Origin of the sequence: Streptomyces sp. NPDC005483, assembly GCF_040606035.1 — a bacterium.
In the GTDB taxonomy this organism is placed as follows: Bacteria; Actinomycetota; Actinomycetes; order Streptomycetales; family Streptomycetaceae; genus Streptomyces.
This window is the reverse complement of sequence record NZ_JBEXEA010000028.1, coordinates 1-26,232: the sequence shown is the minus strand read 5'-3', so window position 1 is coordinate 26,232 and position 26,232 is coordinate 1. Positions and strand designations below refer to the sequence as shown.

Annotated in this window: 18 protein-coding genes and 1 rRNA gene; 10 read left to right on the top strand and 9 right to left on the bottom strand. The window is 71.7% G+C overall.

Translation table 11 applies throughout. The annotated features are described in order from the left end of the window. Nucleotides 1-36: 36 nt before the first annotated feature. On the top strand, nucleotides 37-4,743 hold the full coding sequence (locus tag ABZT06_RS37665; protein WP_355751688.1) for a hypothetical protein: 4,707 nt from the start codon (nucleotides 37-39) through the stop codon (nucleotides 4,741-4,743). Between the two features lie 78 nt (nucleotides 4,744-4,821). Here the strand turns inward: ABZT06_RS37665 and ABZT06_RS37660 are convergent, their stop codons facing one another. Continuing rightward, nucleotides 4,822-5,361: a hypothetical protein gene (locus ABZT06_RS37660; protein ID WP_355751687.1), complete on the bottom strand. Its 540-nt coding sequence runs from the start codon at nucleotides 5,359-5,361 to the stop codon at nucleotides 4,822-4,824. Between the two features lie 430 nt (nucleotides 5,362-5,791). Between ABZT06_RS37660 and ABZT06_RS37655 the strand changes: the two genes are divergently transcribed. Genes ABZT06_RS37655 through ABZT06_RS37640 form a run of 4 tightly spaced genes read left to right on the top strand, consistent with a single transcriptional unit; the run spans nucleotide 5,792 to nucleotide 10,303 of the window. Continuing rightward, the gene (locus ABZT06_RS37655; protein WP_355751685.1) at nucleotides 5,792-8,818 is read left to right on the top strand and encodes a nitrate- and nitrite sensing domain-containing protein; all 3,027 of its coding nucleotides are present in this window, start codon (nucleotides 5,792-5,794) and stop codon (nucleotides 8,816-8,818) included. Continuing rightward, nucleotides 8,815-9,237 carry a roadblock/LC7 domain-containing protein gene (locus ABZT06_RS37650; protein WP_053850301.1) on the top strand — a complete coding sequence of 141 codons (423 nt, stop codon included), beginning with the start codon at nucleotides 8,815-8,817 and terminating at the stop codon, nucleotides 9,235-9,237. The genes ABZT06_RS37655 and ABZT06_RS37650 overlap by 4 nt, the downstream gene beginning before the upstream one ends. A 9-nt stretch (nucleotides 9,238-9,246) precedes the next feature. Further along, entirely contained in the window at nucleotides 9,247-9,642 is a 396-nt protein-coding gene (locus ABZT06_RS37645; RefSeq protein ID WP_355751683.1) for a DUF742 domain-containing protein, read from the top strand. A gap of 55 nt (nucleotides 9,643-9,697) precedes the next feature. Beyond that, nucleotides 9,698-10,303 (top strand): ATP/GTP-binding protein, encoded by a 606-nt coding sequence (locus ABZT06_RS37640; protein ID WP_355751681.1) that lies wholly within the window; start codon nucleotides 9,698-9,700, stop codon nucleotides 10,301-10,303. Nucleotides 10,304-10,375: 72 nt separating this feature from the next. Here the strand turns inward: ABZT06_RS37640 and glpK are convergent, their stop codons facing one another. From glpK to ABZT06_RS37615, 5 genes are all read right to left on the bottom strand, one after another. Beyond that, on the bottom strand, nucleotides 10,376-11,887 hold the full coding sequence (glpK, locus tag ABZT06_RS37635; RefSeq protein ID WP_355751679.1) for a glycerol kinase GlpK: 1,512 nt from the start codon (nucleotides 11,885-11,887) through the stop codon (nucleotides 10,376-10,378). A gap of 68 nt (nucleotides 11,888-11,955) precedes the next feature. Further along, entirely contained in the window at nucleotides 11,956-12,681 is a 726-nt protein-coding gene (locus ABZT06_RS37630; protein ID WP_355751677.1) for an MIP/aquaporin family protein, read from the bottom strand. A 647-nt stretch (nucleotides 12,682-13,328) separates the two neighbouring features. Further along, nucleotides 13,329-14,981, bottom strand: coding sequence for a GGDEF domain-containing protein (locus ABZT06_RS37625; RefSeq protein WP_355751675.1), 1,653 nt, complete (start codon nucleotides 14,979-14,981; stop codon nucleotides 13,329-13,331). A 119-nt stretch (nucleotides 14,982-15,100) separates the two neighbouring features. Beyond that, nucleotides 15,101-16,291 (bottom strand): lipid-transfer protein, encoded by a 1,191-nt coding sequence (locus ABZT06_RS37620; RefSeq protein ID WP_355751673.1) that lies wholly within the window; start codon nucleotides 16,289-16,291, stop codon nucleotides 15,101-15,103. Beyond that, nucleotides 16,288-16,713 carry a zinc ribbon domain-containing protein gene (locus tag ABZT06_RS37615; RefSeq protein WP_355751833.1) on the bottom strand — a complete coding sequence of 142 codons (426 nt, stop codon included), beginning with the start codon at nucleotides 16,711-16,713 and terminating at the stop codon, nucleotides 16,288-16,290. The genes ABZT06_RS37620 and ABZT06_RS37615 overlap by 4 nt, the downstream gene beginning before the upstream one ends. Nucleotides 16,714-16,848: 135 nt before the next feature. Between ABZT06_RS37615 and ABZT06_RS37610 the strand changes: the two genes are divergently transcribed. Then, nucleotides 16,849-17,385 carry an NUDIX domain-containing protein gene (locus ABZT06_RS37610; RefSeq protein ID WP_355751671.1) on the top strand — a complete coding sequence of 179 codons (537 nt, stop codon included), beginning with the start codon at nucleotides 16,849-16,851 and terminating at the stop codon, nucleotides 17,383-17,385. Between the two features lie 3 nt (nucleotides 17,386-17,388). Here ABZT06_RS37610 and ABZT06_RS37605 read toward each other — a convergent pair whose 3' ends face one another. Next, nucleotides 17,389-19,755 (bottom strand): TIM-barrel domain-containing protein, encoded by a 2,367-nt coding sequence (locus ABZT06_RS37605; RefSeq protein ID WP_355751669.1) that lies wholly within the window; start codon nucleotides 19,753-19,755, stop codon nucleotides 17,389-17,391. 212 nt (nucleotides 19,756-19,967) lie between these two features. Here ABZT06_RS37605 and ABZT06_RS37600 point away from each other — a divergent pair, with 212 nt between their 5' ends. The 3 genes from ABZT06_RS37600 to ABZT06_RS37590 all read left to right on the top strand — a co-directional run bounded on the left by ABZT06_RS37600 (nucleotide 19,968) and on the right by ABZT06_RS37590 (nucleotide 23,319). After that, nucleotides 19,968-21,935, top strand: a complete 1,968-nt coding sequence (locus ABZT06_RS37600; protein ID WP_355751667.1) for an acetoacetate--CoA ligase — start codon at nucleotides 19,968-19,970, stop codon at nucleotides 21,933-21,935. A gap of 22 nt (nucleotides 21,936-21,957) precedes the next feature. Next, a complete protein-coding gene (locus ABZT06_RS37595; protein WP_355751665.1) occupies nucleotides 21,958-22,305 on the top strand; it encodes a hypothetical protein in 348 nt (115 codons plus the stop codon). 120 nt (nucleotides 22,306-22,425) lie between these two features. Further along, nucleotides 22,426-23,319 carry a hypothetical protein gene (locus tag ABZT06_RS37590; RefSeq protein WP_355751663.1) on the top strand — a complete coding sequence of 298 codons (894 nt, stop codon included), beginning with the start codon at nucleotides 22,426-22,428 and terminating at the stop codon, nucleotides 23,317-23,319. Nucleotides 23,320-23,385: 66 nt separating this feature from the next. Here the strand turns inward: ABZT06_RS37590 and ptsP are convergent, their stop codons facing one another. Continuing rightward, nucleotides 23,386-25,056 carry a phosphoenolpyruvate--protein phosphotransferase gene (gene ptsP, locus ABZT06_RS37585; RefSeq protein ID WP_355751662.1) on the bottom strand — a complete coding sequence of 557 codons (1,671 nt, stop codon included), beginning with the start codon at nucleotides 25,054-25,056 and terminating at the stop codon, nucleotides 23,386-23,388. Between the two features lie 82 nt (nucleotides 25,057-25,138). Continuing rightward, nucleotides 25,139-25,588 carry a PTS glucose transporter subunit IIA gene (locus ABZT06_RS37580; protein ID WP_355751661.1) on the bottom strand — a complete coding sequence of 150 codons (450 nt, stop codon included), beginning with the start codon at nucleotides 25,586-25,588 and terminating at the stop codon, nucleotides 25,139-25,141. Nucleotides 25,589-26,145: 557 nt separating this feature from the next. On the opposite strand from ABZT06_RS37580, the gene ABZT06_RS37575 reads away from it, so the two are divergent. Beyond that, nucleotides 26,146-26,232: ribosomal RNA gene (locus tag ABZT06_RS37575) — 16S ribosomal RNA — on the top strand; the annotation flags it as partial.

The following is a 26,232-nucleotide window of genomic DNA, read 5'->3' as shown; positions in this document are numbered from 1 at the left end:
CTTCCCTGATCTGCCGAAGACTTACGAGAGTCCGCCATGTACGAGCTGTCCCGGGTCCGCCTCTACTCCATCGGTCCCGCCGGTGCGCGCTACGCCGACACCGTGCTTGACCTGCGCGGCGTCGGCGCGGAAGTGCCCGACCCCGCGCCCACTCAGGCGGAGTTCTTCGAGGAGGAGCCCGTCGGCCCGCCGCGCCGGCCCGCGCCCGCCGGAGTGCTCTTCCTGGAGAACGGCGGCGGCAAGTCCGTCCTGCTCAAGCTGATCTTCTCGGTGATGCTGCCGGGCCACCGGAACACGCTCGGCGGTGCCAGCTCCGGTGTGCTGCGCAAGTTCCTGCTGGCGGACGACTGCGGGCACGTGGCCCTGGAGTGGCAGCACACCCTGACCGGCGAGTGTGTCGTCGTCGGCAAGGTCAGCGAGTGGCGGGGACGCCAGGTCTCCAACGATCCGCGGAAGTTCGCCGAGGCCTGGTACTCGTTCCGGCCCGGACCGGGACTCAGCCTCGACAGCCTTCCCGTCGCCGAGTCCACCGCCGTACGGCCGCCCGCCGAGGGCCAGTCGGCCGCGCAGGGCCGTCGCCGCACGATGAAGGGCTTCCGGGACGCCATCACCGAGGCGGGCAAGGCGTATCCGCATCTGGAGGTGCACTGGGAGGAGATCCACGACCGGTGGATCGAGCACCTGGGCGACCTCGGCCTGGACCCCGAACTCTTCCGCTACCAGCGGGAGATGAACGCCGACGAGGGCGAGGCCGCCGGCCTGTTCGCGGTGAAGAAGGACTCCGACTTCACCGACCTGCTGCTGCGGGCCGTGACCGACACCCGCGACACCGACGGGCTCGCCGACCTGGTCAGCGGTTTCGGGAACAAGCTGGGGCGACGCGCCGAACTCATCGCCGAACGGGACTTCACCGCGGGCTCCGTGGACCTGCTGGGCCGGATCGTCGAGGCCGCCGGGGCCCGCTCACGCGCGCGGGACGTCCACACGGGCGCCGAACGCCGTACCCGGACGCTGGCCCGCCGACTGTCCGCGCGGGGCGTCCAGGAGCGGGTACGGGCAGCGGACCTGGCCCAGCGGGTCACCGCGGCCGCGTACGCGGTCACACACGCCGAGGCGGGCCGTGAGCGCAGTGCGCTCATCGCCGCCCAACTCGCCTACCGGCACGCCTCCCTGGCGCTCGCCGCCGCCGAGAAGTCGGCCGCTGCACAGAAACGGGAGCTCGCCGAGGCGCGCACCCTGCACTCCGCCTGGCAGGCCGCCGAGGCCGTACTGCGCCACCGCGCCGCCGCCGACCGGGTCGCGCGCGTGGCCGCCGCCATCCAGGAGGCCGAGCGGGACGCGGCCCCCGCGCTCGCCGCCCGCGCCAAGGCCGCCGTCGACCTCGTACGAGCCCTGCACGCGGCCGCCGGGAGCGCCGAGACGCTCGCCAACGAGGAGGAGGAGCGGTCCGCCGCTCTGCAGGAGGTCAGCGACTCGGCCCACCGGGACGCCACCTCGGCCGCCACCGAGGCGCAGCGCGCCCGCAGCGAGATCGGCCATCTGCGCCAGCGGCTGACCGAGGTCGAGCAGGAGACCGCCGAGGCGGTACGCGCGGGCTGGCTCGACGACAGCGCCCCCGACGCCGACCCCGCCCGCGCGGCCCTCGCCGCGAGCGACGCCGAGAAGACGGCCGTGGCCGCCTGGGACACCGCCCGCGAGGCCTCGCACCGGGCCGCCGAACACGCGCGTGAGGCGGCCGCCGCCGAATCCCGTGCGGAGCTCACGGCCGCCCGCGCGGAGGACGCGGCCACGGCGGCCGCGCGGTCCTACGAAGCCGAACGGCGCCTGGCCGAAGGGCTGGCGGGGGAGGAGCGGCTGGCGGAGCTGCTGAGCCTGACCGGAACCGTCGGGACCTCAGGGACCGTCAGGAGCGTGCCGGGACCGCGCACCGGGGCCGAGGGCACGAGGGCGAACGGCGCGGCCGGGCGCGAGAGTGCCGGGAGCGGCGCCGATCCGCACGCCGGCTCCCTGGGCCCTTTCGCCGACGGCGGCCTCACCCCCGAGGATCTCGACCGGTTCGCCGACGAACTGCGTGAGCTGCTCGACGACTCGGTCTCCTCGGCCGAACGCCAGCTCTTCGAACTGCGTACGGCCGCCGCCGACGACTCCCGGATCCTCGGCGCGCTCGGCGACGGCGGTCTTCTGCCACCGGGGCCGGACGTACTGGCCACGGTCGAGTTCCTCGGGGAGAACGGCATCCCCGCCCTGCCCGGCTGGCGCTACCTGGCCCAGGCGGTCGACCCCGCCGACCACGCGCGTGTACTGGCCGCCCGGCCGGAACTGGTCGACGGCGTGATCATCACCGACCCCGACACGCACGCGCGTGCCCGCGAGGCACTGAACGACGCGGCCCTGCTCCCGCGCTCCGCCGTCGCCGTGGGCACCGCCGCCGCTCTGCTGGCGCCGACCCCGGCGACCGATTCCCAGAGCGCCGACGTCTTCCTCGTACCGCCGAACCCGGCCATGCACGACGAGCACGCCGCCGACGAGGAGCGCCATGCGCTGCGCGCGCGGGCCGGTGAGCGGGACGAGGAGATCCGGTCGCTCGCCGCGCGCCTGGGCAAGGACCGTGAGCTGGCCGCCCGGCTCGCCTCCTGGCGCACCGGGTGTCCGGCCGGCCGGCTCGTCGAGCTGGCGCAGGCCGCGCGGGACACGCGCGTGTTCGCCGAGGAGGCGGAGGCCGAGCTGGCCGAGGCGCGGACGGTGCGGGCCGAGGCCGACGAAGCCGCCGCCGAGGCCGCGCAGACGCGCGACGAGCGACAGGAGGCCGCGCAGAAGGCCCGGCGCGCCGCCGATGCCCTCGCCGGGCTGGCCTACCGGCTGCGCGAGCGGGCCGGCTGGCAGGCCAAGCTGCGCGAACTGGCCGACGAGGCCACCGAGTCGGAAGCCCGCGCCCAGACCTGCCTGGATCGCGCCAGGGCCGCCGACGAGGATCGGCGCGGGGCCCAGCGGGCCGCCGACGACGCCCGCCGCACCGCGCGTGCGCTGCGTGCCGAGCGCGCCGAGATCGCCGGCGCCCCCGACGACGTACCGGACAGCGACCCGGATGCCTCCAAGGCGTCCCTGCCCGCGCTCCGCGAGGCCTACCGGGCCGCCTCCCAGCTGTACGAGAAGGTGGGGGTCGGTGCCGATCTGCGGGCCGAGCAGGCGCGGGCGGAGAGCGACGAGAGCGCGGCCCTGACCGAACTGGACCGGCTGAGCAACAAGGTCCGTACGCGCGCGGAGCAGTTGCTCCAGTCGCCCGACGGCTCCGACGGGCCCTCCCGGCAGGCAGCCGCCGCCCGTGCGGAGGAGCTGGTGCAGCTCCTGGAGACCCGTATGTCGACCGCGAGCGAGCAGCTCGGGCGGCTGCGTGGTGAGGCCGAGCGGCACGCGCCCGAGGACGGCGAGGCGCACACCGAGCTGTCGCCGGAGCTGGAGCCGCGCGACGCCGAGCACGCGCAGACACTGTTGCGTACGGCCGCCGCCGAACTCGCCTCCCGCACCGAGGCCTTGGCGCAGGCCAGGGAGGCGCACGCGGAGCTGCTCGGCTCGCACCGGGCCGCCGAGGACGCGGCAGGCGGATTCGACGAGATCGCCGCGATGCTGCGCGACCTGCTGCGCGAGCACGCCATGGAGGACGAGCAGGACGAGTCGGAGCCGTACCCGGGCAGCCCCGAGGAGGCCCGGCAGGCCGCCGCCGAGGCCCGTCGGTCCCTGCGTGGCTGCGCCGCCGACCTCTCCGCCGCCGAGTCCGCCGTGCGCGAGGCCGGCGACGTACTCGTCCGGCACGCCAACTCCACGCGCTACGAGCAGGTCCGCACTCCCGCGCGGCAGCAGATCCGCGAGCTGCCCGCGTCCGCGCTGCCCGAGCACGCGCAGAAGTGGGCGGACGCCTTCGCGCCCCGACTGCGGGTCCTGACCGATGAGTTGGCGCAGCTGGAGCGGAACCGGGACTCGATCGTGGACCGGCTGCGGGGCCTCGTGGAGTCCGCGCTCGCCACGCTCAGGTCCGCCCAGCGCCTGTCCCGGCTGCCCGAGGGGCTCGGCGAGTGGTCCGGGCAGGAGTTCCTGCGGATCCGCTTCGAGGAGCCCGACCAGGCGACGCTGACCGAGCGGCTCGGCGAGGTCATCGACGAGGCGACCAGGGCCGCGGTGAAGAAGAACTCCGATCTGCGGCGTGACGGGATGTCCCTGCTGCTGCGGGGAGTCGGGGCGGCGCTCCAGCCCAAGGGGGTGGCCGTGGAGATCCTCAAGCCGGACGCCGTGCTGCGCGCCGAGCGGGTGCCCGTCGGACAGATGGGTGACGTGTTCTCCGGCGGCCAGCTGCTGACGGCGGCCATCGCGCTGTACTGCACCATGGCGGCCCTGCGGTCCAACGACCGGGGCCGGGACAAGCACCGGCACGCCGGCACGCTGTTCCTGGACAACCCGATCGGCCGCGCCAACGCGACGTATCTGCTGGAGCTCCAGCGCGCGGTGTCGGACGCCCTGGGGGTCCAGCTCCTGTACACCACCGGCCTGTTCGACACGACGGCGCTCGCCGAGTTCCCGCTGGTCATCCGCCTGCGCAATGACGCGGACCTCAGGGCCGGCCTGAAGTACATCAGCGTGGAGGAACACCTGCGCCCGGGCCTGCCGCAGCAGCCACAGGCCGACGAGGCGGGGCACAGTGAGATCACGGCGACCCGGATGTTCAAGCGTCCGACGCCCGCGACTCCGTGATCCGGCGCCCGTGACTCCATAAGGGGCGCGGAGCCGCGTCCGGTACGCGGCTCCGCGGAGCGGGCACGCTCGCCGGACTCAGGAGTGGGACAGCTGTCCCCTGCTGCCGCCCTGCCGCCGTATCCGGGCCTGGGCCCGCTCGGTGAGCCGCGCCTGCCGCCTGGCCTTGCGCCGCTCACGCCGCAGCGCACGCGCGGTGCTGCTCGGGGTCGACACCACGCCGTGGCGCTGGTTCCACACCTGGCGGGTCACCCAGACGTCCAGGGCGCCCCAGGTGGCCACGACGGTGCTGGCGACACTGCTCAGCACCATCGGGAACGCCAGCCAGGAACCTGCCAGGGTGCACAGGAAGGCCACCATCGCCTGAAGCAGGGTCACCGCGATGATCAGCACCGCCCGTACCGCGGAGGTCCGCACCGGGTCCGGCAGCCGACGCCTGCGCGCGGGCTCCTCGACCCACAATGGCCGGTACGGCTCCTCCCGGGCCGCGCCCCGCCCGCTGGGCGCGGCCGCCGCCGACGGTATGCCGAGACGCCGGGTATCGGGGCGCCGCGGCGGCGCCGGACTCGCTGTCTCCACGCCGGTTCCCGGCGCCTGCTGTCGTTCCGCCGTGCCCATCACCGTGTCACTCCCCACCGCCCGCAGACCCTCGTCCCGGTGTCCGTGAACCGGGCTTCAAAGGTGGCTGCCCGGCTTGCGCTGCTTTACGCCGCCCAGTTGCAGATGCGGCTCCTGTGGCCGAATCCACCGCCATTTCCCGAAGAGAAGGACGAACAAGACCTCTTCAAGATTCCCCCGCGATGTCAAAGAAACGAAAAAATCCAGCCAACCGCCCACCCTGGCCGATCGGTTCCGGTCGGACACGGACCACCAGGTCGCAGGAGGCAATCTCCCGCAATGGGGGGACAACTCCCCATGTCTCGATTCCGGAGCGGAAGTTCGTGTTCCGGACGCAACTTCAAGTTACGTGTGCGTCGGTAGTAGGCTCGCGCCGTTTGTTGACGTACATGTGTACCCCCGGCCGGCGGGGGTCGAGCTGGGGGAGGCCATGCGCTTTCGCGGGAAGTCCATCCGCCGGAAGATCGTGGCGCTGCTTCTCGTGCCGCTGGTGTCCCTGATCGCGGTCTGGGGCTTCGCCACGGCACTGACGGGACGTGAGGTCGCCCAGCTCTTCCAGGTGTCCACCGTCACGGAGAAGCTCGGTTATCCCATCGAGGACACCGTGCGCGTGCTCCAGCAGGAACGCCGCCAGACGCTCGTCTACCTGGCCGACCCGCGCGCGTCGGACGCCCTGTCCGCGCTGCGCACCACGAGGAACGCCTCGGACGACGCCATCGCCAAGTTCCGGAAGAACGCGCACGATCCCGATGTCCGCGACGGCCTCGACCAGGACGACGACGAGCGCCTCACCGCCGTCCTGGACGCCTTCGACGGCATCGACGCGCTGCGCCGGAGTGTCGAGGACGGCACCGTCTCCAGGCTTCAGGCCCTCGACCAGTACAACCGCCTCGTCGACCCCGCCTACGCCCTCCTCGCCACCCTCGACGGCATCGACAACGTCGAACTGGACAAGCAGGCGCGGGCGTTGGTCAACATCACCCGTGCCCGCGAACTGCTCTCCCGCGAGGACGCCCTCCTCGGTTCCGGCCTCGTGGTGGGGAAGCTCACCCGCGACGAGATCCGTGACGTCTCCGACCTCGTCGCCCAGCGGGCCCTTATGTACGACATCAGTCTGGGAGTGCTGCCGGCCTCGGAGCGCGAACGCTACGAACGCTTCTGGAAGAACGCCGGCACCGCTCCGCTGCGCTCCGCCGAGAAGTCCGTCTCCACCGCGGAGCCCGGCACGACCGGCAGCGTCAGCGCCAAGAGCTGGGACGCCGCCGCGGGCGGTGTGCTCGACGAACTCGCCAAGCTCGACGACCAGGCGGGCGACCGCCTGCAGGACCGTGTCCGGCCGGACGCGATGGGCGTCATCGTCAAGGCCGCCGCCGTCGGCGTCCTCGGCCTGATCGCCCTGCTCTTCTCGCTGGTCCTGTCCGTGCGGGTCGGCCGCGGTCTCATCCGCGACCTGAGGCAACTGCGCCTGGAGGCCCACGAGGCCTCCGGCGTACGGCTGCCCAGCGTGATGCGCCGCCTCTCGGTGGGCGAACAGGTCGACATCGAGACCGAGGTCCCACGCCTGGAGTACGACAAGAACGAGATGGGCGAGGTCGGCCAGGCCCTCAACACCCTCCAGCGCGCCGCCGTCGAAGCCGCCGTCAAGCAGGCCGAGTTGCGCGCCGGCGTCTCCGAGGTCTTCGTCAACCTCGCCCGGCGCAGCCAGGTGCTGCTGCACAAGCAGCTCACCCTGCTCGACACCATGGAGCGCCGCACCGAGGACACCGACGAACTCGCCGACCTGTTCCGCCTCGACCACCTGACGACCCGTATGCGCCGGCACGCCGAAGGCCTGGTGATCCTCTCCGGCGCCGCCCCCTCCCGGCAGTGGCGCAAACCCGTCCAGCTCATGGACGTCGTGCGCGCCGCCGTCGCCGAGGTCGAGGACTACGAGCGCATCGAGGTCCGCAGGCTGCCCAGGGTGGCCGTGACCGGCCCGGCCGTCGCGGACCTCACCCATCTCGTGGCCGAACTCCTGGAGAACGCCACGGTGTTCTCCCCGCCGCACACCGCCGTCCAGGTCCTGGGTGAGCGCGTCGCCAACGGCTTCACCCTGGAGATCAACGACCGCGGACTCGGCATGGCCGCCGACGCGCTGCTGGACGCCAACCTCCGGCTCGCCGAGACACCCGAGTTCGAACTGTCCGACACCGACCGCCTGGGGCTGTTCGTGGTCAGCCGGCTCGCCCAGCGGCAGAACGTCAGGGTCTCGCTGCAGCCTTCGCCGTACGGCGGCACGACGGCGGTCGTCTTCATCCCCGACGCGCTGCTGACCGACGACGTCCCCGACACCAACGGCATCGGCTTCCGCCTCGACCGCCCCCGGCCGTCGAAGGAGGCCGAACTGGAGCAGGCCCAGCGCGTCTCGCTCACCAGGGGACCGGCCCAGCTGCCGGGTATGCCGCCCGCGATCCTGGACGGCCCGGTCGAACTGGAGGCTCCCGTCGACCTGGACACCCTGAGCGACCTTCCGGGGGTGCTCGAGTCCGAGGACAGTGAGCGCGGCGGACTGTTCCGACCGCGCCGCTCCCTGGCCCAGGTCGAGGACGCGGCGCCCGGAGCCGACGGGGCGGACCTCGGCGACGACGGCCCGGGCGCCCCGGTGTCACTGTCCCGCCGGCGGACCCCCAAGCTGGTCAGCTCCCACGGACGCCCCGTCACCGACGAGCGGCCCGGACGCGGGGAGACGGACCTGCCGCCCGCCATCGGCCCGGGCGCCTCCCGGCCGCAGACCACTCCCTCGGCGGGGCCCACGCGCTCCGAACCGCCGACCCTGCCGAGCCGCCGCCGTGCCGCCGCCCTGCGCCGCAGCACCGACGTGGCCGACCGCCTCGACGAACTGACGCAGACACCGGCCCCATCGGCGTCCCCTGGTCGTGAACTCGGCGGGGCCCCCGGAGCCCCTGCTCTGCCACGGCGCACCCGGCGTGCGGAAATCGCGTCGAGCGGCCCGGCCGTGGACGACTCCGCCACCGATGCCACCGGCGGGCAGGAGTCGGGTACGTCCCCTCTCGGCGCCGTGGGTCCGGCCGTGGACGCCCACGGGAGGGACGGCGCTGCCGGCTCCGCCCCGGGCGGCGTCGTACGACCCGGATGGGGCGAGTCCGCCCGCGGTGCCTCCCAGGCATCCGGCTCGGGCAGGCCGCCCCTCGGCGCCGCCCGCGGGCCCGCCGGCTCCGGCAGCGCTCCGCTGCCGCGCCGGGTACGACAGGCCAGCCTGGCCCCGCAGCTCAAGCAGGCCCCGGAGCGGCGCCCCCAGAACCAGGCGGAACCCGCCGAGCGGGACGCCGACGAGGTACGCAGCCGAATGGCCTCGCTCCAACGGGGCTGGCAGCGCGGCCGTGAGGAGAACGCCGTGGTCGACGACACGTCCGGCGGCACAGCACCACAACGAACGACTAAGGGGGACGGTCGATGACCGCACCGAAGGCGACCGACAAGTCCGGCGAGCTCAACTGGCTCCTCGACGACCTCGTGGAGCGTGTCGCGAGCATCCGCAAGGCCCTCGTGCTCTCCAGCGACGGCCTCCCGACCGGCGTGTCCCAGGACCTGACCCGCGAGGACAGCGAGCACCTGGCCGCCGTGGCCTCCGGGTTCCACAGCCTGGCCAAGGGCGTGGGCCGGCACTTCGAGGCGGGCAGCGTCCGGCAGACGGTCGTGGAACTGGACGACGCGTTCCTGTTCGTGACGGCCGCGGGCGACGGCAGCTGCCTCGCCGTCCTCTCGGACGCCGACTCGGACGTGGGTCTCGTCGCGTACGAGATGACGCTCCTGGTCAAGCGGGTCGGCGCACATCTCGGTGCCGCCCCGCGCACCGATCTGCCTCAGGGCGGGTAGTGAGATGACATGAGCACAGACGGTCAGGGAAGAAGCCACTGGTTCGACGACGAGGCCGGACCGGTGGTCCGTCCGTACGCCATGACACGCGGCCGCACCACAAGTGCCGGTCAGCACCGTCTCGACCTGATCGCGGTCGTCGTGGCCGAACCCCACTCGGACGATCCCGAAGGGGACCACTCGCTGTCCCCCGAGCACGTGGACATCGTCGACCTGTGCCGGGACACCCCGCAGTCGGTCGCCGAGCTCTCCTCCGAACTCGACCTGCCCATCGGGGTGGTACGGGTCCTCATAGGCGATCTCGTCGCCTCGGAGTGGGTCCATGTGAACCGACCGGTGCCCCCCGCGGAGCTTCCGGACGAGAGCATCCTGCGTGACGTGATCAACGGCCTCCGGGCCCTGTGAACGACCTCCGGCCCGCGCCTGAACGACACCCCCCAGCAAGCAGGAGAAGAGACCCATGATCTTCGGGCGTTCTGAGCGCGGAAAGCCCCCGGTCGAGCCCGTCACGCTCAAGATCCTCGTGGCCGGCGGCTTCGGCGTGGGAAAGACCACGTTCGTGGGCGCGGTCAGCGAGATCAGACCGCTGCGCACCGAGGAACTGCTCACCGAGGCAGGGCGCCCGGTCGACGACACGAGCGGTGTCGAGGGCAAGCGCACCACCACCGTCGCCATGGACTTCGGGCGCATCACCCTGCGCGAGGACCTGGTGCTGTACCTGTTCGGCACACCCGGACAGGAACGGTTCTGGTTCATGTGGGACGAGCTCTCCGAGGGCGCCCTCGGAGCCGTCGTGCTCGCCGACACGCGTCGCCTGGAGGACTGCTTCGCCGCGATCGACTACTTCGAGCGGCGTTCCATACCGTTCATCGTCGGTGTCAACTGCTTCGAGGGAGCGATCCGTTACCCGGAGGACGACGTACGGCAGGCCCTCGACCTCGACGACGACGTACCGATCGTGCTGTGCGACGCCCGGGACAAGCAGTCGGTCAAGGACGTGCTCGTAGGCGTCGTCCAGCACGCGATGGCGTACTCGGCACAGCGCCGGCAGACCGTCTCCAGCTGAGCCGGGGGGTGCGGCCCGTACCCCCGCCGACAGGGGTACGGGCCGCGGCTTCACAGCGCCACGCGCGCGTGCCTAGTTCTCGCCGTCCTCCTCCCAGCCGAAGCTCTTCTCCACGGCCTTGCGCCAGTTGTGGTACTGGCGGTCCCGTACGGACGCGTCCATGTTCGGCGTCCACTCGACGTCCTTCCGCCAGTGGGACTTCAGCTCGTCCAGGTCGTTCCACACGCCTGTGGCGAGCCCGGCGGCGTACGCGGCGCCCAGGCAGGTCGTCTCGGAGACCATCGGCCGGACCACCGGCACGTCGAGCACATCCGCCTGGTGCTGCATGAGCAGGTTGTTCTTGGTCATGCCGCCGTCCACCTTCAGGGTGGTGATCTGCACCCCGGAGTCCTGGTACATGGCGTCCACGACCTCGCGCGTCTGCCAGCTCGTCGCCTCCAGTACGGCCCGCGCGAGATGCGCCTTGGTGACGTACCGCGTGAGACCGGTGACGACACCGCGCGCGTCAGAGCGCCAATAGGGCGCGAACAGACCGGAGAAGGCGGGCACGATGTACGCGCCGCCGTTGTCCTCGACGCTCGCGGCAAGAGGCTCGATCTCGTCGGCGGTACGGATGATGCCGAGCTGGTCGCGGAACCACTGCACCAGGGCGCCCGTGATGGCGATCGAACCCTCCAGGCAGTACACCGGCGCCTCATCGCCGATCTTGTAGCCCATCGTCGTCAGCAGCCCGTTCTTCGACGGGACCGGCCGGTTGCCCGTGTTGAGCAGCAGGAAGGACCCCGTGCCGTAGGTGTTCTTCGCCGTGCCCACGTCGTAGCACGCCTGACCGAACACGGCGGCCTGCTGGTCGCCCAGCGCGGAGGCCACCGGTACGCCCGCGAGCTGGCCGACCGCGGTGCCGTAGACCTCGGCGGACGACCTGATCTCCGGTAGGACGGCCTCGGGCACGTTCATCGCGGACAGGATCGACTGGTCCCACTGGAGGGTCTGCAGGTTCATCAGCATGGTCCGCCCGGCGTTGGTCACATCCGTGACGTGCCGCCCGCCGTCCGTGCCGCCGGTGAGGTTCCAGATCAGCCAGGAGTCGATGGTGCCGAAGGCGATCTCGCCGTTCTCGGCACGCGCGCGCAGACCCGGCACGTTGTCGAGCAGCCAGGCCGCCTTCGGCCCCGAGAAGTAGGTGGCCAGCGGCAGGCCGGTCTGCTCGCGGAACCGGTCCTGCCCGTCCGAGCCGCCGAGCTGGTGGGTGAGGGCCGCGGTGCGGGTGTCCTGCCACACGATCGCATTGTGCACGGGCTTGCCCGTGGCGCGGTCCCACAGGACCGTCGTCTCACGCTGGTTGGTGATGCCCAGGGCGCTGAGCTGGTCGGCGCGCAACCCGGCCTTGGCGATCGCCCCGGCGACCACGGCCTGCACCTTGGACCAGATCTCGGTGGCGTCGTGCTCCACCCAGCCGGGCTTGGGGAAGATCTGGCGGTGCTCGCGCTGGTCGACGGCCACGATCGCGCCGTCCTGGTTGAAGATGATGCAGCGGCTGGAGGTGGTGCCCTGGTCGATGGCGGCGACGAACTTGTCGGTCATGACGTCCCCTTCGTCGGTTCCTGCACAAGGCGTGCTTCACAAGGGCTGCGTGTCACAAGGGCTGTCTTTCAGAAGGCTGCGTTGAAGATGACCCCGGACAGCGCCCCGCCGATCAGGGGTCCCACCACCGGGATCCACGCGTAACCCCAGTCCGAGGTGCCCTTGTTGGGAATCGGCAGCAGGGTGTGGACGATGCGCGGGCCCAGGTCACGGGCCGGGTTGATGGCGTACCCGGTGGGCCCGCCGAGCGACAGGCCGATGCCGACCACCAGGAAGGCGACCACGAGGACCGCGGTACCGGACTCGCCGAGACCCTTGGTGAGTCCGAAGGCGAGGATGGGCAGGACCAGGCCGACGGTCGCGATGATCTCCGTGACCAGGTTCGCCACCGGATTGCGGATCGCGGGCGCGGTGGAGAAGATCCCGAGCGTCGGCTGGGCGAGCTCCTCCTCGGCGTTGGCCCGGAACTGCGCGTAGTAGGTCAGCCAGCACAGGACCGCCCCGAGCATGGCGCCGACCATCTGCCCGGCGATGTAGACCGGCACCTGGTCCCAGTCCCCGGTGTCGACGGCGATCCCGATGGTCACGGCGGGGTTGAGATGCCCGCCGGACAGGGGCGCGGCGGTGTACGCCCCGGCCAGCACGCCGAAGCCCCAGCCGAACGCGATGACGACCCAGCCGGCGTCCTTCGCCTTGGAGTAGTTGAGAACGACGGCGGCGACCACGCCGGCGCCGAAGAGGACCAGAATCGCCGTACCGATGACCTCACCGAGGAATACGTCTCCGTTGCTCATGGCGGCTCCTAGGCCCTGGCCCGGAACATTCCCGCCCCGGTCCACCGTGCAGGGTTGCGGTTCCCTTGGCGAACTGCCCGGGGGCAGGGAGGATCCCGCGCCCCGCCCGGCGTCCGCGACGAGCGTGCCGTCGCAGCCGAATCGCCCGTGGGGGGTGGGGCCTTGGCTCATGGGGGCCCGCGCGGCGTGGTGCCTGGAACGCCGAGAATGTACGGCGATGTCGACCGACACCCGAAGTGTTCACCGGGCCCCGGGGAGCGTCAAGGTCGGCGACGGCAACGGTTGGGACGGGCGGCAGAACCGCCTCGGTCGACGGGCGCAGGGCCGACCGACCTCCTGTTCGGACCCTGTCCGAACAGAACGGCGCCTTACCGGCCGTTCTTCAGGCCGTCCGCGGGTCCGCCACGGCATACCCCGTCGAGTCCGCCTGTGCTCCCAACCGCCTTGGTCGACGGGCGCAGGTCGGTCGAGCCCCGTTCGGCCACTACGGCGTCCTCCCGGTTTCCCCTTCAGGCCGTCCCCGGCTCCGCCACGGCATACGCGGTCGAGGCCGCGTGTGCCTCCGAACCGCCCTGATCGACGGGCGCACGGTCGGTCGAGCCCCGTTCGGCCCTGTGCGGCCAGTGCGGCGTCCTCCCGGCCGCTCTTCAGCCCGGCCCCGGCTCCGCTACCGCATACCCCGTCGAGGCCGCCTGCGCCCCCGTCCCCCGCCGGATCTCGTGCCCCGGCAGCCCCGCCCGTCCCACGACCCAACTCGCCCCGTTGAGCGCCTTCGCGGCCTTCTTCAGCGGCGCCAGACATGCGGCCGCCTCCCGGTGGCCCGCAACACTGCCCGGCAGGCACACCACCGTGGCCAGGGACAGCGTCACGGGCCGTCCGCCCGCGGCCCAGGGCGCGTCCAGGAGGGAGGCGGCCAGCGGAGCCAGTTCCTCCAGGTCCGTCAGTACCAGGAAGTCGTCGCCGCCGATGTGTCCCACGCGCGCGGTGCCGGTCGCCGATTGCTGCAGCGCCCGCCCCACCTCGCGGATGAGCTCGTCGCCCGCCGCGAACCCCGCCCCGTCGTTGACCTGCTTGAAGTGGTCGATGTCCAGCCAGCTCAGCGTCAACGTCCGCCCGGCCGCGATACGCCGGTCCACCTCGCCCGTGATCGCGTCCGAACCGGGCAGCCGCGTCAGCGGGTTGAGCCCGACCGCCTCCTCCACCCGCGTCTCGCTCAGCGCCCGTACGAGGTCCGCGAGCCGTACGACTCCCACGCAGCGCCCGTACCGGTCGACGACGGCGACGTCGTCCGACGTACGGTCCCGGCCGCCGACGGCGACCACGTCCAGGACCTCCCACGCGGTGGCGTCGATCCCCACCGTCCGCGGCGGATCGCCGAGTTTGGCCGCGGGGCGGTCGGCGTACAGGGCGTGTCCGTAGCGCCCCGACATCGACAGCAGGAAGCGCGACCGGTGCACCGACCGGAACGGCACCCCGTCCCGGTCCACGAGCAGCACCCCGGACACGTCGGGCGAACCGGTCAGCAGTGCCCGCACCTGCCCCGCGGAGACGGTGGCCGGCAACAGCGCGGCGGGGCGCACGAACTCCCGTACCGAGGGGCCGGACCGCGGGGGCGCCGCATCGGCGGGCGAGCGGGGCGGGACGTACACCTCCGCCGCGGGAAGCCGGGACGGCGGCGCGAACAGCGCGCCCTGTGCCAGTTGCGCCCCGGCCGACAGCGCGGCCCCGTACTGCAGTTCCGTCTCCACCCCCTCCACGCACAGGAGCGCTCCCAGCTCGTCGCACAGGGTCCGCATCGCCCGTACCGCCGACGGCCGGACCAGCAGCGACGCGTCGAGCTTCACGAGGTCGGGCGACATGTCGACAAGCAGTCTCAGCGGTACGTCCCCGTCCCCGACGCCGTCCGCGCTGATCCGGAAGCCCTGTCCCCGCAACTCCGCGAGCGCCTCCAGCAGTGCCTGGTGCGGCACATGCGTGTACGGCGGGCCCACGTCGAGGGTGACCTCCCACGGCATCCGCCCCACCTCACGGACCGCGTGGTGCAGGGGGGTGAGTCCGCCGAGGTCGGCGAGCGTGCCCGCGAACACGTTGACGTGCAGCGGCAGCAGGGTTTCCCTGCGGGCCGCCGCCCGCACCGCCAACACGGCGAGCTGCCCGTCGAGTTCGGGGTCGCGGCGGGCCTCCGCGAGGATGTCGCCGGTCTCCGGGCGGGCGAGTATCTCCAGCCCCGCGACTGCGCCGGTGGCCAGATTGACCACGGGTTGGAAGGCGAAGCGGAGAGTGTCCGTCCAGGAGCGCACGGAAGCATGATGGCGTCATGCGCGCACGCCCAAGCGCAGTTCATGAGACGTTCACGCAGGATTCCGGGCCGCTCACACAGCGTGTGGGAACCCCTTTCACTCCGGTCGTCGCACTCCGGTCATCGCACGGCGATCACCGCCGACCCGTGCCCGAACAGCCCCTGGTTCGCGGTGATCCCCGCGCGCGCGTGCTCGACCTGGCGGACACCCGCCTCGCCCCGCAGCTGCCAGGTGAGCTCACACACTTGGGCGATGGCCTGGGCCGGCACCGCCTCACCGAAGGAGGCGAGTCCGCCGCTCATGTTGACGGGTATGCGCCCGCCCGGCGCCGTCTCTCCTTCGCGCAGCAGCTTGGCCCCCTCGCCCTCCCCACACAGCCCGAGGTCCTCATACCACTGCAACTCCAGGGCGGTGGACAGGTCGTAGACCTCGGCGAGGGAGAGATCCCGCGGCCCGACACCGGCCTCCTCGTAGGCCGCGCGGGCGATCGACGCGCGGAACGTCTCGGCGGCGGGCTCGACCGCGGCGGCGGAGTCCGTCGCGATGTCCGGCAGATCCAGCACTGTGTTCGGATACGTCGGCGTCACCGTGGACACCGCCCTGATCCGCACGGGCTCCGCCACGCCCCTCCGACGCGCGAACTCCATGCTGGACAGCACCAGCGCCGCCCCGCCGTCCGAGGTGGCGCAGATGTCGAGCAGCCGCAGCGGATCGGCCACCACGGCGGATGCCGCGACCTCGTCCGCGCTGACCCGCTTCCGGTACCGCGCGTACGGATTCAGTGCGCCCAGGGCCGAGTTCTTCACCTTGACCTGCGCGAAGTCCTCCACCGTGTCCCCGTGCACGGCCATGCGCCGACGCGCGTACAGCCCGAAGTAGGTCGGGTTGGTCGCCCCCAGGACCCGGAACCGCAGCCAGTCAGGATCGTCGGGCCGGTCGCCGCCCGCGGGCCGGAAGAACCCTTTCGGAGCCGCGTCGGCGCCCACCACCAGCACCACGTCCGCCAGTCCGGCCAGGATCTGGGCCCGCGCGGCGGCCACCGCCTGCGCCCCGGAGGCGCATGCCGCGTACACGCTGGCGACCCGGGCCCCCTGCCAGCCCAGCGCCCTGGCGAAGGTCGCCCCCGCCACATAGCCCGGATAACCGCCCCGCACGGTGTCCGCGCCGACGATCGATCCGACGTGCCGCCACTCCAGGCCGGCGTCGGCCAGCGCCGCCCGAGCCGCCGCCACGCCGTACTCGACGAAACCGCGCCCCCACTTGCCCCACGGGTGCATGCCCGCGCCGAGCACCGCCACCTCTCCCGTCATGCCGTCACCCCCGTCGGCCGCCACTGCCACGTCGTCCAGACCGTCTCCCCGTCTTCATGAAGCACACCGGGGGCGATTTCCACCTCCGCGCCCACCGTCAGATCGGCGACGGTGACCCCGGGAACCGCCTGCCCCAGCACCACGATCCGCTCGGCGGCCAGCTCCACAGCGATCAACGTGTACGGCTCCCACGGAAGTTCCGGATCGGTCACATAGGGTGACGGAGGCCGGTACCGGCTGTCCGTGTACGACCAGACGCGACCGCGCCGCGAAAGGGGAATCTCCGCCAGATCCCCACCGCCGCATCCGGGGTTGCGGCAATGGCCGTCCTCGCGCGGGAAGAAGACCGAGGCGCAGGCGGAGCACCGGGTCCCGAGAAGCGTGAAGTCGTCTCCGTCACCGGCGAACCACCCGGCGACCACAGGCGTGCGCGTGCGCGGCAAAGTCCCTCCCCGGGAACGGAATTGACGGAACGTCAGAAGTGTCGCACGGGCGGCCGCAAAGAGGCAGAGGGCCCAACGGAACCGGAGCACTGATGATCGGATACAGTCCGCGGCGTGTCCGAAACTCAGCACTCCACCCCCAACTCCGCGCCGGGCTCCCACTGTTCGAGCTGCGGAGCGCCCTACGGAGAGGGTGTCGCGGGCTGGCCCCGCACCTGTCCCGTCTGCGACACGGTGGCCTACCGCAACCCCCTGCCGGTCGCCGTCGCACTCCAGCCCGTGTACGACACACAGGGCACGGCCCTGGTCGTCATCACCCGAACCATCGCCCCCGCGCGCGGAGGTGTCGCGCTGCCCGGCGGATACATCGACGACCGCGAGGACTGGCGGCACGCCCTGGTCCGTGAACTCAAGGAAGAGACCGGCATCGACGCGGCGAGCCGCGACGTACGGCTCGTCGACGCGCTGAGCTCGACCGACGGCCACCTGCTGCTGTTCGGGGTGTTGCCGGAGCGTCCCGCCGACGGCCTGCCGCAGTCCGCCACCACGGACGAGACGGAGGGCTGGCACCTCCTGCGCAGGCCGGAGGAGCTGGCCTTCCCGCTGCACACGCTGGCCGTACGGGCCTGGTTCGAGGGCCGCTACATCTGAGTCTCAGCGCGCTCCCAGCCCGCGCAGCCGCACCGGGCGGGACGGCTCGCTCAAGCCGTCCTCGCCCTCCCTCTGAACGACCACCTTCCGGCCCTCCCAGCGGGCGACGTAACGTTCGATCTCCGGCTCGTCCCAACCGTCGCCCGCGTCCTCGACGACCAGCCCGCCCCCGCTCCGTCCGCGGGCGGGCGCCCACACCTCCAGTTCGAGACCACCGTCGTCCCCGCGCACCGGGACGACGGCGCCCGCGCGCGCGAGCACCGGGATCCGCGACAGCGGAGCGTCCACAAGAACCTGTCCCGGCCCCTCGTACATCTGCTCCGTGGTCGTGTCGTACCAGCGCCCCCGCGGCAGCTGCACCGCACGCCGGTCGCTTCCCGGATCGAGCACCGGTGCCACGAGCAGGCAGTCACCGAGCAGGAAGGCGTCTTCGCAGTCCCGCAGGGCGCGGTCCTCGGGCGCGGACCACCACAAGGGCCGCACATAGGGCGCGCCGGTCCGCCGGGCCAGCTGTGCGAGCGTCCGGAAGTACGGCAGCAGCCGCCGGCGCTCCACGAGGGCCACGCGCGCGTGCTCCAGCACCTCGGCCCCGAACTCCCACGGCTCCCTGCGCCCCGCCCGCAGACTCGCGTGCGTACGGAACAACGGCAGAAACGCGCCGAGCTGCAACCAGCGCAGATACAGCTCGGGCGACGGGTGCCCGTCGTAGCCGCCCACGTCGGGCCCGGAGTACGGCACCCCGCACAGCCCCAGCCCCATCACGAGCGACAGCGAAGCCCGCAGGCCCGGCCACCCGGTGGCCACGTCACCGGACCAGGTACCCCCGTACCGCTGCATGCCGGCCCATCCGGAACGCGAGAACAGGAAGGGCCGCTCGTCCGGCACCAGTTCGCGCAGACCCTCGTACCCGGCCCGTGCCATGCACAGGGCGTAGACGTTGTGCGCCTCCCGGTGGTCACCGCCGCGGCCCTCCAGAGAGTGCCTGGCCGACCGCGGCAGGGTGGACTCCCCGAACGCGTTGAAGGACGTGGGCTCGTTCATGTCGTGCCAGAACCCCGTGAACCCCGCCGTGAGTCTCTCCTGGTAGAGGCGCCCCCACCACGCACGCACGCGTGCGTCCGTGAAGTCCGGGTAGACCGCCTCACCGGGCCACACGACCCCCTCCACGAGCCCCCCTGAGGCGTCCCGCACGAAGGCGTCCACGGCCGTCCCGCTGTCATGGACGGCGTTGCCGGGGGCTGCCTTGACCGCCGGGTTGACGATCGACACCAGCCGGATCCCGTCCCGCAGCAGGTCCCCGGCCAGTTGGCGCAGCTTCGGGAAACGCTCCTGGTCGACCGTGAACACCTGGTGCTCGTCGTAGTGGTCGATGTCCAGGTGGACGGCGTCGAGCGGCAGACCGCGCTCCAGGTACCCGGCGACGATCCGCCGCACCTCCTGCTCACTGCCGAAGCCCCAGCGGGCGTGATGATGACCGAGCGCCCAGGACGGCGGCAGCGCGGGCGCACCGGTCAGCGAGACCCAGGCGAGCAGCACGCGCGCGGGAGTGCCCACCATCACCCAGCAGCGCAACGGGCCGCCGGCTATCCGCAGCTCGGACATCCCCGCCCGGTCATGTCCGGAGCCGGCGCCCTCCTCGCCCTCCCGCAAGGTCACGGTGCCGTCCCACGAGGTGTCGTGGAACACGAGATGGGTGGCGGCGTCGGCGACCACCAGCTGAACCGGCATCGTGACGTACAGCGGATCGTCTCCCGGCCCGAACGCCCGGCCGGGGTCGGTGTTCCACAGCCGATACGTCCCGTCCCGCAACCGAGGCCCCGAGGCCCGGCCTCCCAGCCCGAAGAACCGGGCGTCGGCGGCCACCTCCGACCGCTGCATCCAGCGCGACTCGCCCCCGCCCACCGGCTCCCACCAGCGGGGCGGCAGATCCCGGCGCAGGGTCACCCCGCCGGGCGTACGCACCTCGACCGCCCCGTGCCGCGACACCACGACCGTCGCCCGCTCGGCCACGACCCGCCAGCCGCCGTCCTTGTCCGGCTCCAGGACCGCCCGCGGATCCGGCTCGGGGCAGCGGCCGGCGAGCGCGTACGACGGCTCCGGCCCGGCCCCGTCCCACCCCCAGAAGACCGCCCCGCTCACCGTGACCACGATCCGCAGCTCGGAGCGGCTGAACCGGACGACACCACCGCCGGGACCCGGCTCCACGTCCTGTACCGGCCCCGGCACCCGCGCTCGCTCGGCCCCCCGCGCCGGCAACCCGAGCGCGTCGGTACGCCGCCTGCGCCACGCGGCACGCACGGTGCGCAGCCCCTGGGGCGCCCCCGCCGAACCAACCGCCTTCACCGAACGCACCAGGTCACGACCGTTCATGCTGCTCACCCTGCCACTCACTGCCTCACCCGCGCGTGCCGTTCAACTGCCGTTCACCCGTGCCGGGGCCACATCTTCACGACGCGGACTATGTGGGGCGCGCCCTGGCGTAGAAGTTGATCACATGGCATCGTCCCTGTCAGCCGCGTCACGCGCACACCCCTGGCCCGTGCGCGGGAGACGCACACGACGCGCACAGTCCGGGAGCCCCCATGTCGACCGTGAACCCCCAGCCGCTCTGGCAGCCAGATCCGCAGCGCATCGCCCGGTCCCAGGTCACCAGGTTCCAGGCATGGGCGGCCGAACACCATGGCGCCCCGGCCGACGGAGGCTACGCGGCACTGCACCGCTGGTCCGTGGACGAGCTGGAGCCGTTCTGGGAAGCCGCCACGCAATGGTTCGACGTACGGTTCTCGACGCCCTACGCGCGCGTACTGGGCGACCGCTCGATGCCCGGCGCCGAGTGGTTCCCCGGCGCCACCCTCAACTACGCCGAGCACGCCCTGCGCGCGGCCGGGACCCGCGCGGACGAACCCGCCCTCCTGTATGTCGACGAGACCCATGATCCGACCCCGGTGACCTGGTCCGAGCTGCGCCGCCAGGTCGGCTCCCTGGCCGCCGAACTGCGCGCCCTCGACGTCCGTCCCGGCGACCGCGTCAGCGGCTACCTCCCGAACGTCCCGCAGGCCGTCGTCGCCCTCCTCGCCACCGCCGCCGTGGGCGCCGTCTGGACCTCCTGCGCCCCCGACTTCGGCGCCCGCAGCGTCCTGGACCGCTTCCAGCAGGTCGAACCGGTCGTCCTGTTCACCGTCGACGGCTACCGCTACGGCGGCAAGGAGCACGACCGCCGAGAGACGGTCACCGAACTCCGCCGCGAACTGCCCTCCCTGCGCGCAGTCGTCCACATCCCGCTCCTCGGCACCGAGGCTCCTGAAGGCGCCCTGGAGTGGGACGCCCTCACGCGCGCGGACACGGAGCCGGTCTTCGAACAGGTGCCCTTCGCACACCCCTTGTGGGTGCTCTACTCCTCGGGCACGACGGGCCTGCCCAAGGCGATCGTGCAGTCCCAGGGCGGCATCCTCGTCGAGCACCTCAAGCAACTCGGCCTGCACTGTGACCTCGGCCCCGAGGACCGCTTCTTCTGGTACACCTCCACCGGCTGGATGATGTGGAACTTCCTCGTCTCCGGCCTCCTCACGGGCACGACCGTCGTCCTGTACGACGGCAGCCCCGGCTATCCCGACACGGGCGCCCAGTGGCGGGTCGCCGAACGCACGGGCGCCACCTTCTACGGCACCTCGGCCGCGTACGTCATGGCCTGCCGCAAGGCCGACGTGCACCCCGGACGCGACTTCGACCTCTCCCAGGTCAAGTGCGTGGCGACCACCGGCTCACCGCTCCCGCCCGATGGCTTCCGCTGGCTGCACGACGAGGTCCGCGAGGACCTCTGGATCGCATCCGTCAGCGGCGGCACGGACGTGTGCTCCTGCTTCGCGGGCGCCGTACCGACCCTGCCCGTCCACATCGGCGAGCTCCAGGCCCCGGGCCTGGGCACCGACCTGCAGTCCTGGGACCCGAGCGGCAAGCCCCTGATCGACGAGGTCGGCGAGCTCGTCGTCACCAACCCCATGCCGTCGATGCCGATCCGCTTCTGGAACGACCCCGACGGAAGCCGCTATCACGACAGCTACTTCGACACCTATCCCGGAGTGTGGCGGCACGGCGACTGGATCACCCTCACCTCGCGTGGCTCGGTCGTGATCCACGGCCGCTCCGACTCGACGCTCAACCGCCAGGGCGTCCGCATGGGTTCGGCCGACATCTACGAGGCCGTGGAGCGACTGCCCGAGATCAAGGAATCCCTGGTCATCGGCATCGAACAGCCGGACGGCGGCTACTGGATGCCGCTGTTCGTGCAACTGGCTCCGGGGGCCGTCCTCGACCAGGCACTCCTCGACCGCATCAAGCAGACCATCCGCGAGAACCTCTCACCCCGCCACATCCCGGACGAGGTCATCGAGGTCCCCGGCATCCCGCACACCCTCACCGGAAAGCGCATCGAGGTCCCCGTCAAGCGCCTCCTCCAGGGCACCCCGCTGGAGAAGGCGGTCAACCCCGGCTCCATCGACAACCTCGACCTGCTCCACTTCTACGAGGACCTGGCCCGCAAACGCGCCTGACGGAGCCGGTCAGCCACCGTAGGTGGCCTCGGACTTCGCCGAGCACGCCGACGAAGTCCGAGGCCGGCCGCGCCGCATCGGCCGACTCCCGCACCGCGGCCGTGATCCGCACGCCCGGCCCGGCCGACCACCGGAACCGGGCCCCGGCCGCGACCACCAGCCGTACGACCGCAACCCGTTCACCACGGGCACCCACACGTCCATCCCGCTCGCCCCGGGGCTCCGGCCCGCGGCGGCGGCCCTGGCGTTCGGCACCAACACCCCCCACCAGTGGCTCCTCACGGGCGACGCCCTGTCCTCCGTCGCCTCAGCGCTTCTCACCCTGCGCTGCGGCGTGCCCCCGTCCCGCTCTCCGCCACCTTCGGCGTAGCCATCGCTCTGACCTGCGCAATCCAGCACCTACTGGTCCGGGGACACCTCACCCACACCTCATTGTCAGTGCCGCCGGTTACTGTGAGTGAGCATTGATCGACTGCGCACAGGGGGAAAGATGGCGCACACCGACCACCAGACGATGCGACGCGTCCTGCGCCGCGAAATCGCCGGCACCATCGGGCTGCTCACCGACGAACACGACTTCCGCGCCATGCGGCGCTACCGCAGTTTCACCTTCGAAGACCACGCAACCTACCTGCAGCAGGTCGAGGACCTGCTGAGGACCCGCGCCGCACAGGGCAGCCACACCACCGTCGCCCTGTTCGACCCCGAGGAGTACGCCGAGTTCTGCGAGGAAACAGGCCTGAACCCGGACGTACCGTCCAGCCGCACACGCTTCACGGCCGAACTCGCCAACACGGGACCGACGCTCCCGTACGAGGGCCAGCCCCTCACCGACCTCCTGCCGGCCCTCGTCGACGAGGCCGTCCGACAGGCCACCTGGGAGTACGCGACCACACTCCTCGCCCGTCTCGGCGCCTGCGGTTCCTGCGGAGAGGACATCGGCCGGGCGGCCTTCACCCGCGCCTCGGACCTCCTCGTCCGGATCCTCGACACAGCCCTGCCGGGCGAACACCACCTCGTGTGCAGCGTCACCGGCACCCCGGAAACCCTCGTCGCCGTCCTCCACTCCGACGAGAACACCGACGGAGCCGTACAACTCGACGAGGCCGAAGCCCTCGAATTCACCACGGTCCTCGCGCTCGGCATCGCCACCCAGTGCCCCGGCGGACTCGTCATGCGCACCAGCGCCCCCGGCACCACCGACCGCATCTACGGCTGGCGCCTGCGCGACGACGGCCTCGAACCCCTCACCGCGGGAGAAGTCTTCGACGCCTACTGCACCGACGTCGACTCCGGCGACCTGATCTCCCCGGAATCGAACGTCGACTACTGCGTGCCCCCCGACCTCGGGCCGGAAGGACGGACACCGCGCCACCGCCACTGAACCCAAGGAGGGCGCCCCACCCACAGGTGGAGCGCCCTCGGAAACCGTCAGTCGACCGATTCGCCGCTACTCGCCCGACAGCACCGCCTGAGCCGCGCCGCGCGCCTCTTCGGCACTGTCGGCGGCCCGCGCGGCCGCGGCAGCACGCTCGCACTGCGCCAGCGTGTACTTGGCCAGGGTCGCCCGGACATAAGGAAGGGAGGCCGCACCCATGGAAAGCGAGGTGACACCAAGACCGGTCAGCACACACGCGAGCAGCGGGTCCGACGCGGCCTCACCACAGACACCACAGCTCTTGCCCTCGGCCTTCGCCGCCTCGGCGGACAGCGCGACCAGGTCGAGCAGCGCGGGTTGCCACGGATCCTGCAGCCGCGACACCGCACCCACCTGACGGTCGGCGGCGAAGGTGTACTGCGCGAGGTCGTTGGTCCCCAGCGACAGGAACTCGACCTCCTGCAGAATCGACCGCGCCCGCAGCGCGGCCGAGGGGATCTCCACCATCGCGCCGAACTTCGCCTGCAACCCTGCCGCACGGCACGCGTCGGCGAACGCCTTGGCGTCGGCACGGTCCGCCACCATCGGGGCCATGACCTCGAGGTAGACCGGCAGTCCCTCGACAGCCTTCGCGAGCGCTGTCAGCTGCGTCCGCAGTACCTCAGGGTGGTCCAGCAGCGTCCGCAGACCACGCACGCCCAACGCCGGGTTCGGCTCGTCGGACGGCGTCAGGAAGTCCAGCGGCTTGTCCGCGCCCGCGTCCAGGACACGCACCACGACGCGCCCCTCGGGGAACGCCTCAAGGACCTGCCGGTAGGCCTCGACCTGCTTCTCCTCCGACGGAGCGCTCTTGCTGTCGTCGAGGAAGAGGAATTCGGTACGGAAGAGACCCACACCCTCGGCCCCCGCCTCGACCGCGGCGGGCACGTCCGCCGGACCACCGACGTTGGCCAGCAGAGGAACCTTGTGACCGTCGGCGGTGGCACCCGGACCCGTCGACGCGGCGAGCGCGGCCTTGCGCTCGGCGGCAGCGGCCTCCAGCTCGGCCTTCTTCTCGTCGCTCGGGTTCACGAAGATGTCGCCGGTGCTCCCGTCGACAGCGATGACCGTGCCCTCGGCGAGCTCACCGGCACCCGGCAGCGCCACGACGGCCGGCACACCGAGCGCCCGCGCCAGAATCGCGCTGTGACTGGTCGGCCCGCCCTCTTCGGTCACAAACCCCAGAACGAGCGTCGGGTCCAGCAGAGCGGTGTCAGCGGGCGCGAGATCCCGCGCCACCAGAACGTACGGCTCGTCGCTGTCCGGGACACCCGGCATGGGGACCCCGAGCAGACGGGCGACGATACGATTCCGCACGTCGTCGAGGTCCGCGACGCGACCGGCAAGGTACTCACCGGCGCCCGCCAGCAGCTCGCGGTACGCGGCGAACGCGTCGTACACGGCCCGTTCGGCCGTGCTGCCGACGGCGATACGCCGGTCCACATCCGCCATCAGCTCGGGGTCCTGGGCCATCATGGCCTGCGCCTCGAGCACCGCCTGGGCTTCACCCCCCGCCAGATTGCCGCGCGCCATCAGGTCGGCCGCCACAGCCTCCACGGCCTTGCGGGCGCGCCCCTGTGCACGCTCCGCGTCCTCCGCCGGAATCTGCTTGGCAGGCGGCTCCAGCACCGCCGTTCCCATGTGCCGAACCTCGCCGATCGCCACACCGTGGCTCACGCCGACGCCTCGCAGCGTTGTCTCCATCTCACCCGTCTCCGATAGTGCGGCGGGCCCCGCCGCCGCGGTGGTTGTCGTCCCTACTTGCCGTCGTGCGACGGCACTGACGTCACTTCCAGCCGAAGAGACTGTCGCCGGCCTTCACATCGCCGTTGTCTCGGAGCTCGGAGAGGGCCTCGGCCGTGGCCTCCAGTGCCACGACCGGGCAGACCGCGGACTTGCCGGCGGCCTCGACGGCGGCCGGGTCCCAGCGCACGATCGACTGACCGCGCGTGACGGTGTCGCCCTTGTTCACGAGCAGCTCGAAGCCCTCACCGTTGAGCTGCACGGTGTCGATGCCGAGGTGGACGAGCACGCCGTGCCCCTGCTCGTCCACGACGACGAACGCGTGCGGGTGGAGAGAAACGATCACACCGTCCACGGGCGCCACGGCCTCGGACGGTTCGCGCACGGGATCGATCGCGGTACCAGGGCCGACCATGGCCCCGGAGAAGACCGGATCCGGCACGGCGGCCAGTCCGATGGCGCGTCCGGCTAGAGGGGACGTCACGGTGGTCATGGGAAGCCTCCCAGGGGTGGAGCTGCGTATACGGGCCGTCACTGCCTGTCTCGGACGGCTCTGCCCAGCAGCGTATGTCAGATGAAGTGCGGGTTCCGCATGGAAGATACCGGCTGGTGGTCTAGACCACCAGCCCAATCGATTTGCACCGCCTCCGAGGCCCCGTGTACAGTCGTACTTCTGCTTGAGGCTGAGCGGCGCGACCAAGCGCCCTTGCCTGGCAGCATCCAACTTGTCAGATCCCCTCTCGGATCGCTTTCTGCATGCCTGCAGAACGGTGGTCGGAGTGCCGGAAAAACACTGATAGAGTTTGGAACAACGAAGGGAAGCGCCCGGAGGAAAGCCCGAGAGGGTGAGTACAAAGGAAGCGTCCGTTCCTTGAGAACTCAACAGCGTGCCAAAAATCAACGCCAGATATGTTGATACCCCGTCTCCGGCCGTCATGGTCGTAGATGAGGTTCCTTTGAAGAAAAAACACAGCGAGGACGCTGTGAACGACCGCCTTATTCCGGTGGTCGTTCCGCTCTCGTGTGTGTGCACCGGATATCCGGTAAACATTCACGGAGAGTTTGATCCTGGCTCAGGACGAACGCTGGCGGCGTGCTTAACACATGCAAGTCGAACGATGAACCACTTCGGTGGGG

Coding starts and splice junctions, on each gene's coding strand:
- ABZT06_RS37665 (WP_355751688.1), top strand. CDS start 37: ATGTACGAGCTGTCCCGGGTCCGCCTCTACTCCATCGGTCCCGCCGGT.
- ABZT06_RS37660 (WP_355751687.1), bottom strand. CDS start 5,361: ATGGGCACGGCGGAACGACAGCAGGCGCCGGGAACCGGCGTGGAGACA.
- ABZT06_RS37655 (WP_355751685.1), top strand. CDS start 5,792: ATGCGCTTTCGCGGGAAGTCCATCCGCCGGAAGATCGTGGCGCTGCTT.
- ABZT06_RS37650 (WP_053850301.1), top strand. CDS start 8,815: ATGACCGCACCGAAGGCGACCGACAAGTCCGGCGAGCTCAACTGGCTC.
- ABZT06_RS37645 (WP_355751683.1), top strand. CDS start 9,247: ATGAGCACAGACGGTCAGGGAAGAAGCCACTGGTTCGACGACGAGGCC.
- ABZT06_RS37640 (WP_355751681.1), top strand. CDS start 9,698: ATGATCTTCGGGCGTTCTGAGCGCGGAAAGCCCCCGGTCGAGCCCGTC.
- glpK (WP_355751679.1), bottom strand. CDS start 11,887: ATGACCGACAAGTTCGTCGCCGCCATCGACCAGGGCACCACCTCCAGC.
- ABZT06_RS37630 (WP_355751677.1), bottom strand. CDS start 12,681: ATGAGCAACGGAGACGTATTCCTCGGTGAGGTCATCGGTACGGCGATT.
- ABZT06_RS37620 (WP_355751673.1), bottom strand. CDS start 16,291: ATGACGGGAGAGGTGGCGGTGCTCGGCGCGGGCATGCACCCGTGGGGC.
- ABZT06_RS37605 (WP_355751669.1), bottom strand. CDS start 19,755: ATGAACGGTCGTGACCTGGTGCGTTCGGTGAAGGCGGTTGGTTCGGCG.
- ABZT06_RS37600 (WP_355751667.1), top strand. CDS start 19,968: ATGTCGACCGTGAACCCCCAGCCGCTCTGGCAGCCAGATCCGCAGCGC.
- ABZT06_RS37590 (WP_355751663.1), top strand. CDS start 22,426: ATGGCGCACACCGACCACCAGACGATGCGACGCGTCCTGCGCCGCGAA.
- ptsP (WP_355751662.1), bottom strand. CDS start 25,056: ATGGAGACAACGCTGCGAGGCGTCGGCGTGAGCCACGGTGTGGCGATC.
- ABZT06_RS37580 (WP_355751661.1), bottom strand. CDS start 25,588: ATGACCACCGTGACGTCCCCTCTAGCCGGACGCGCCATCGGACTGGCC.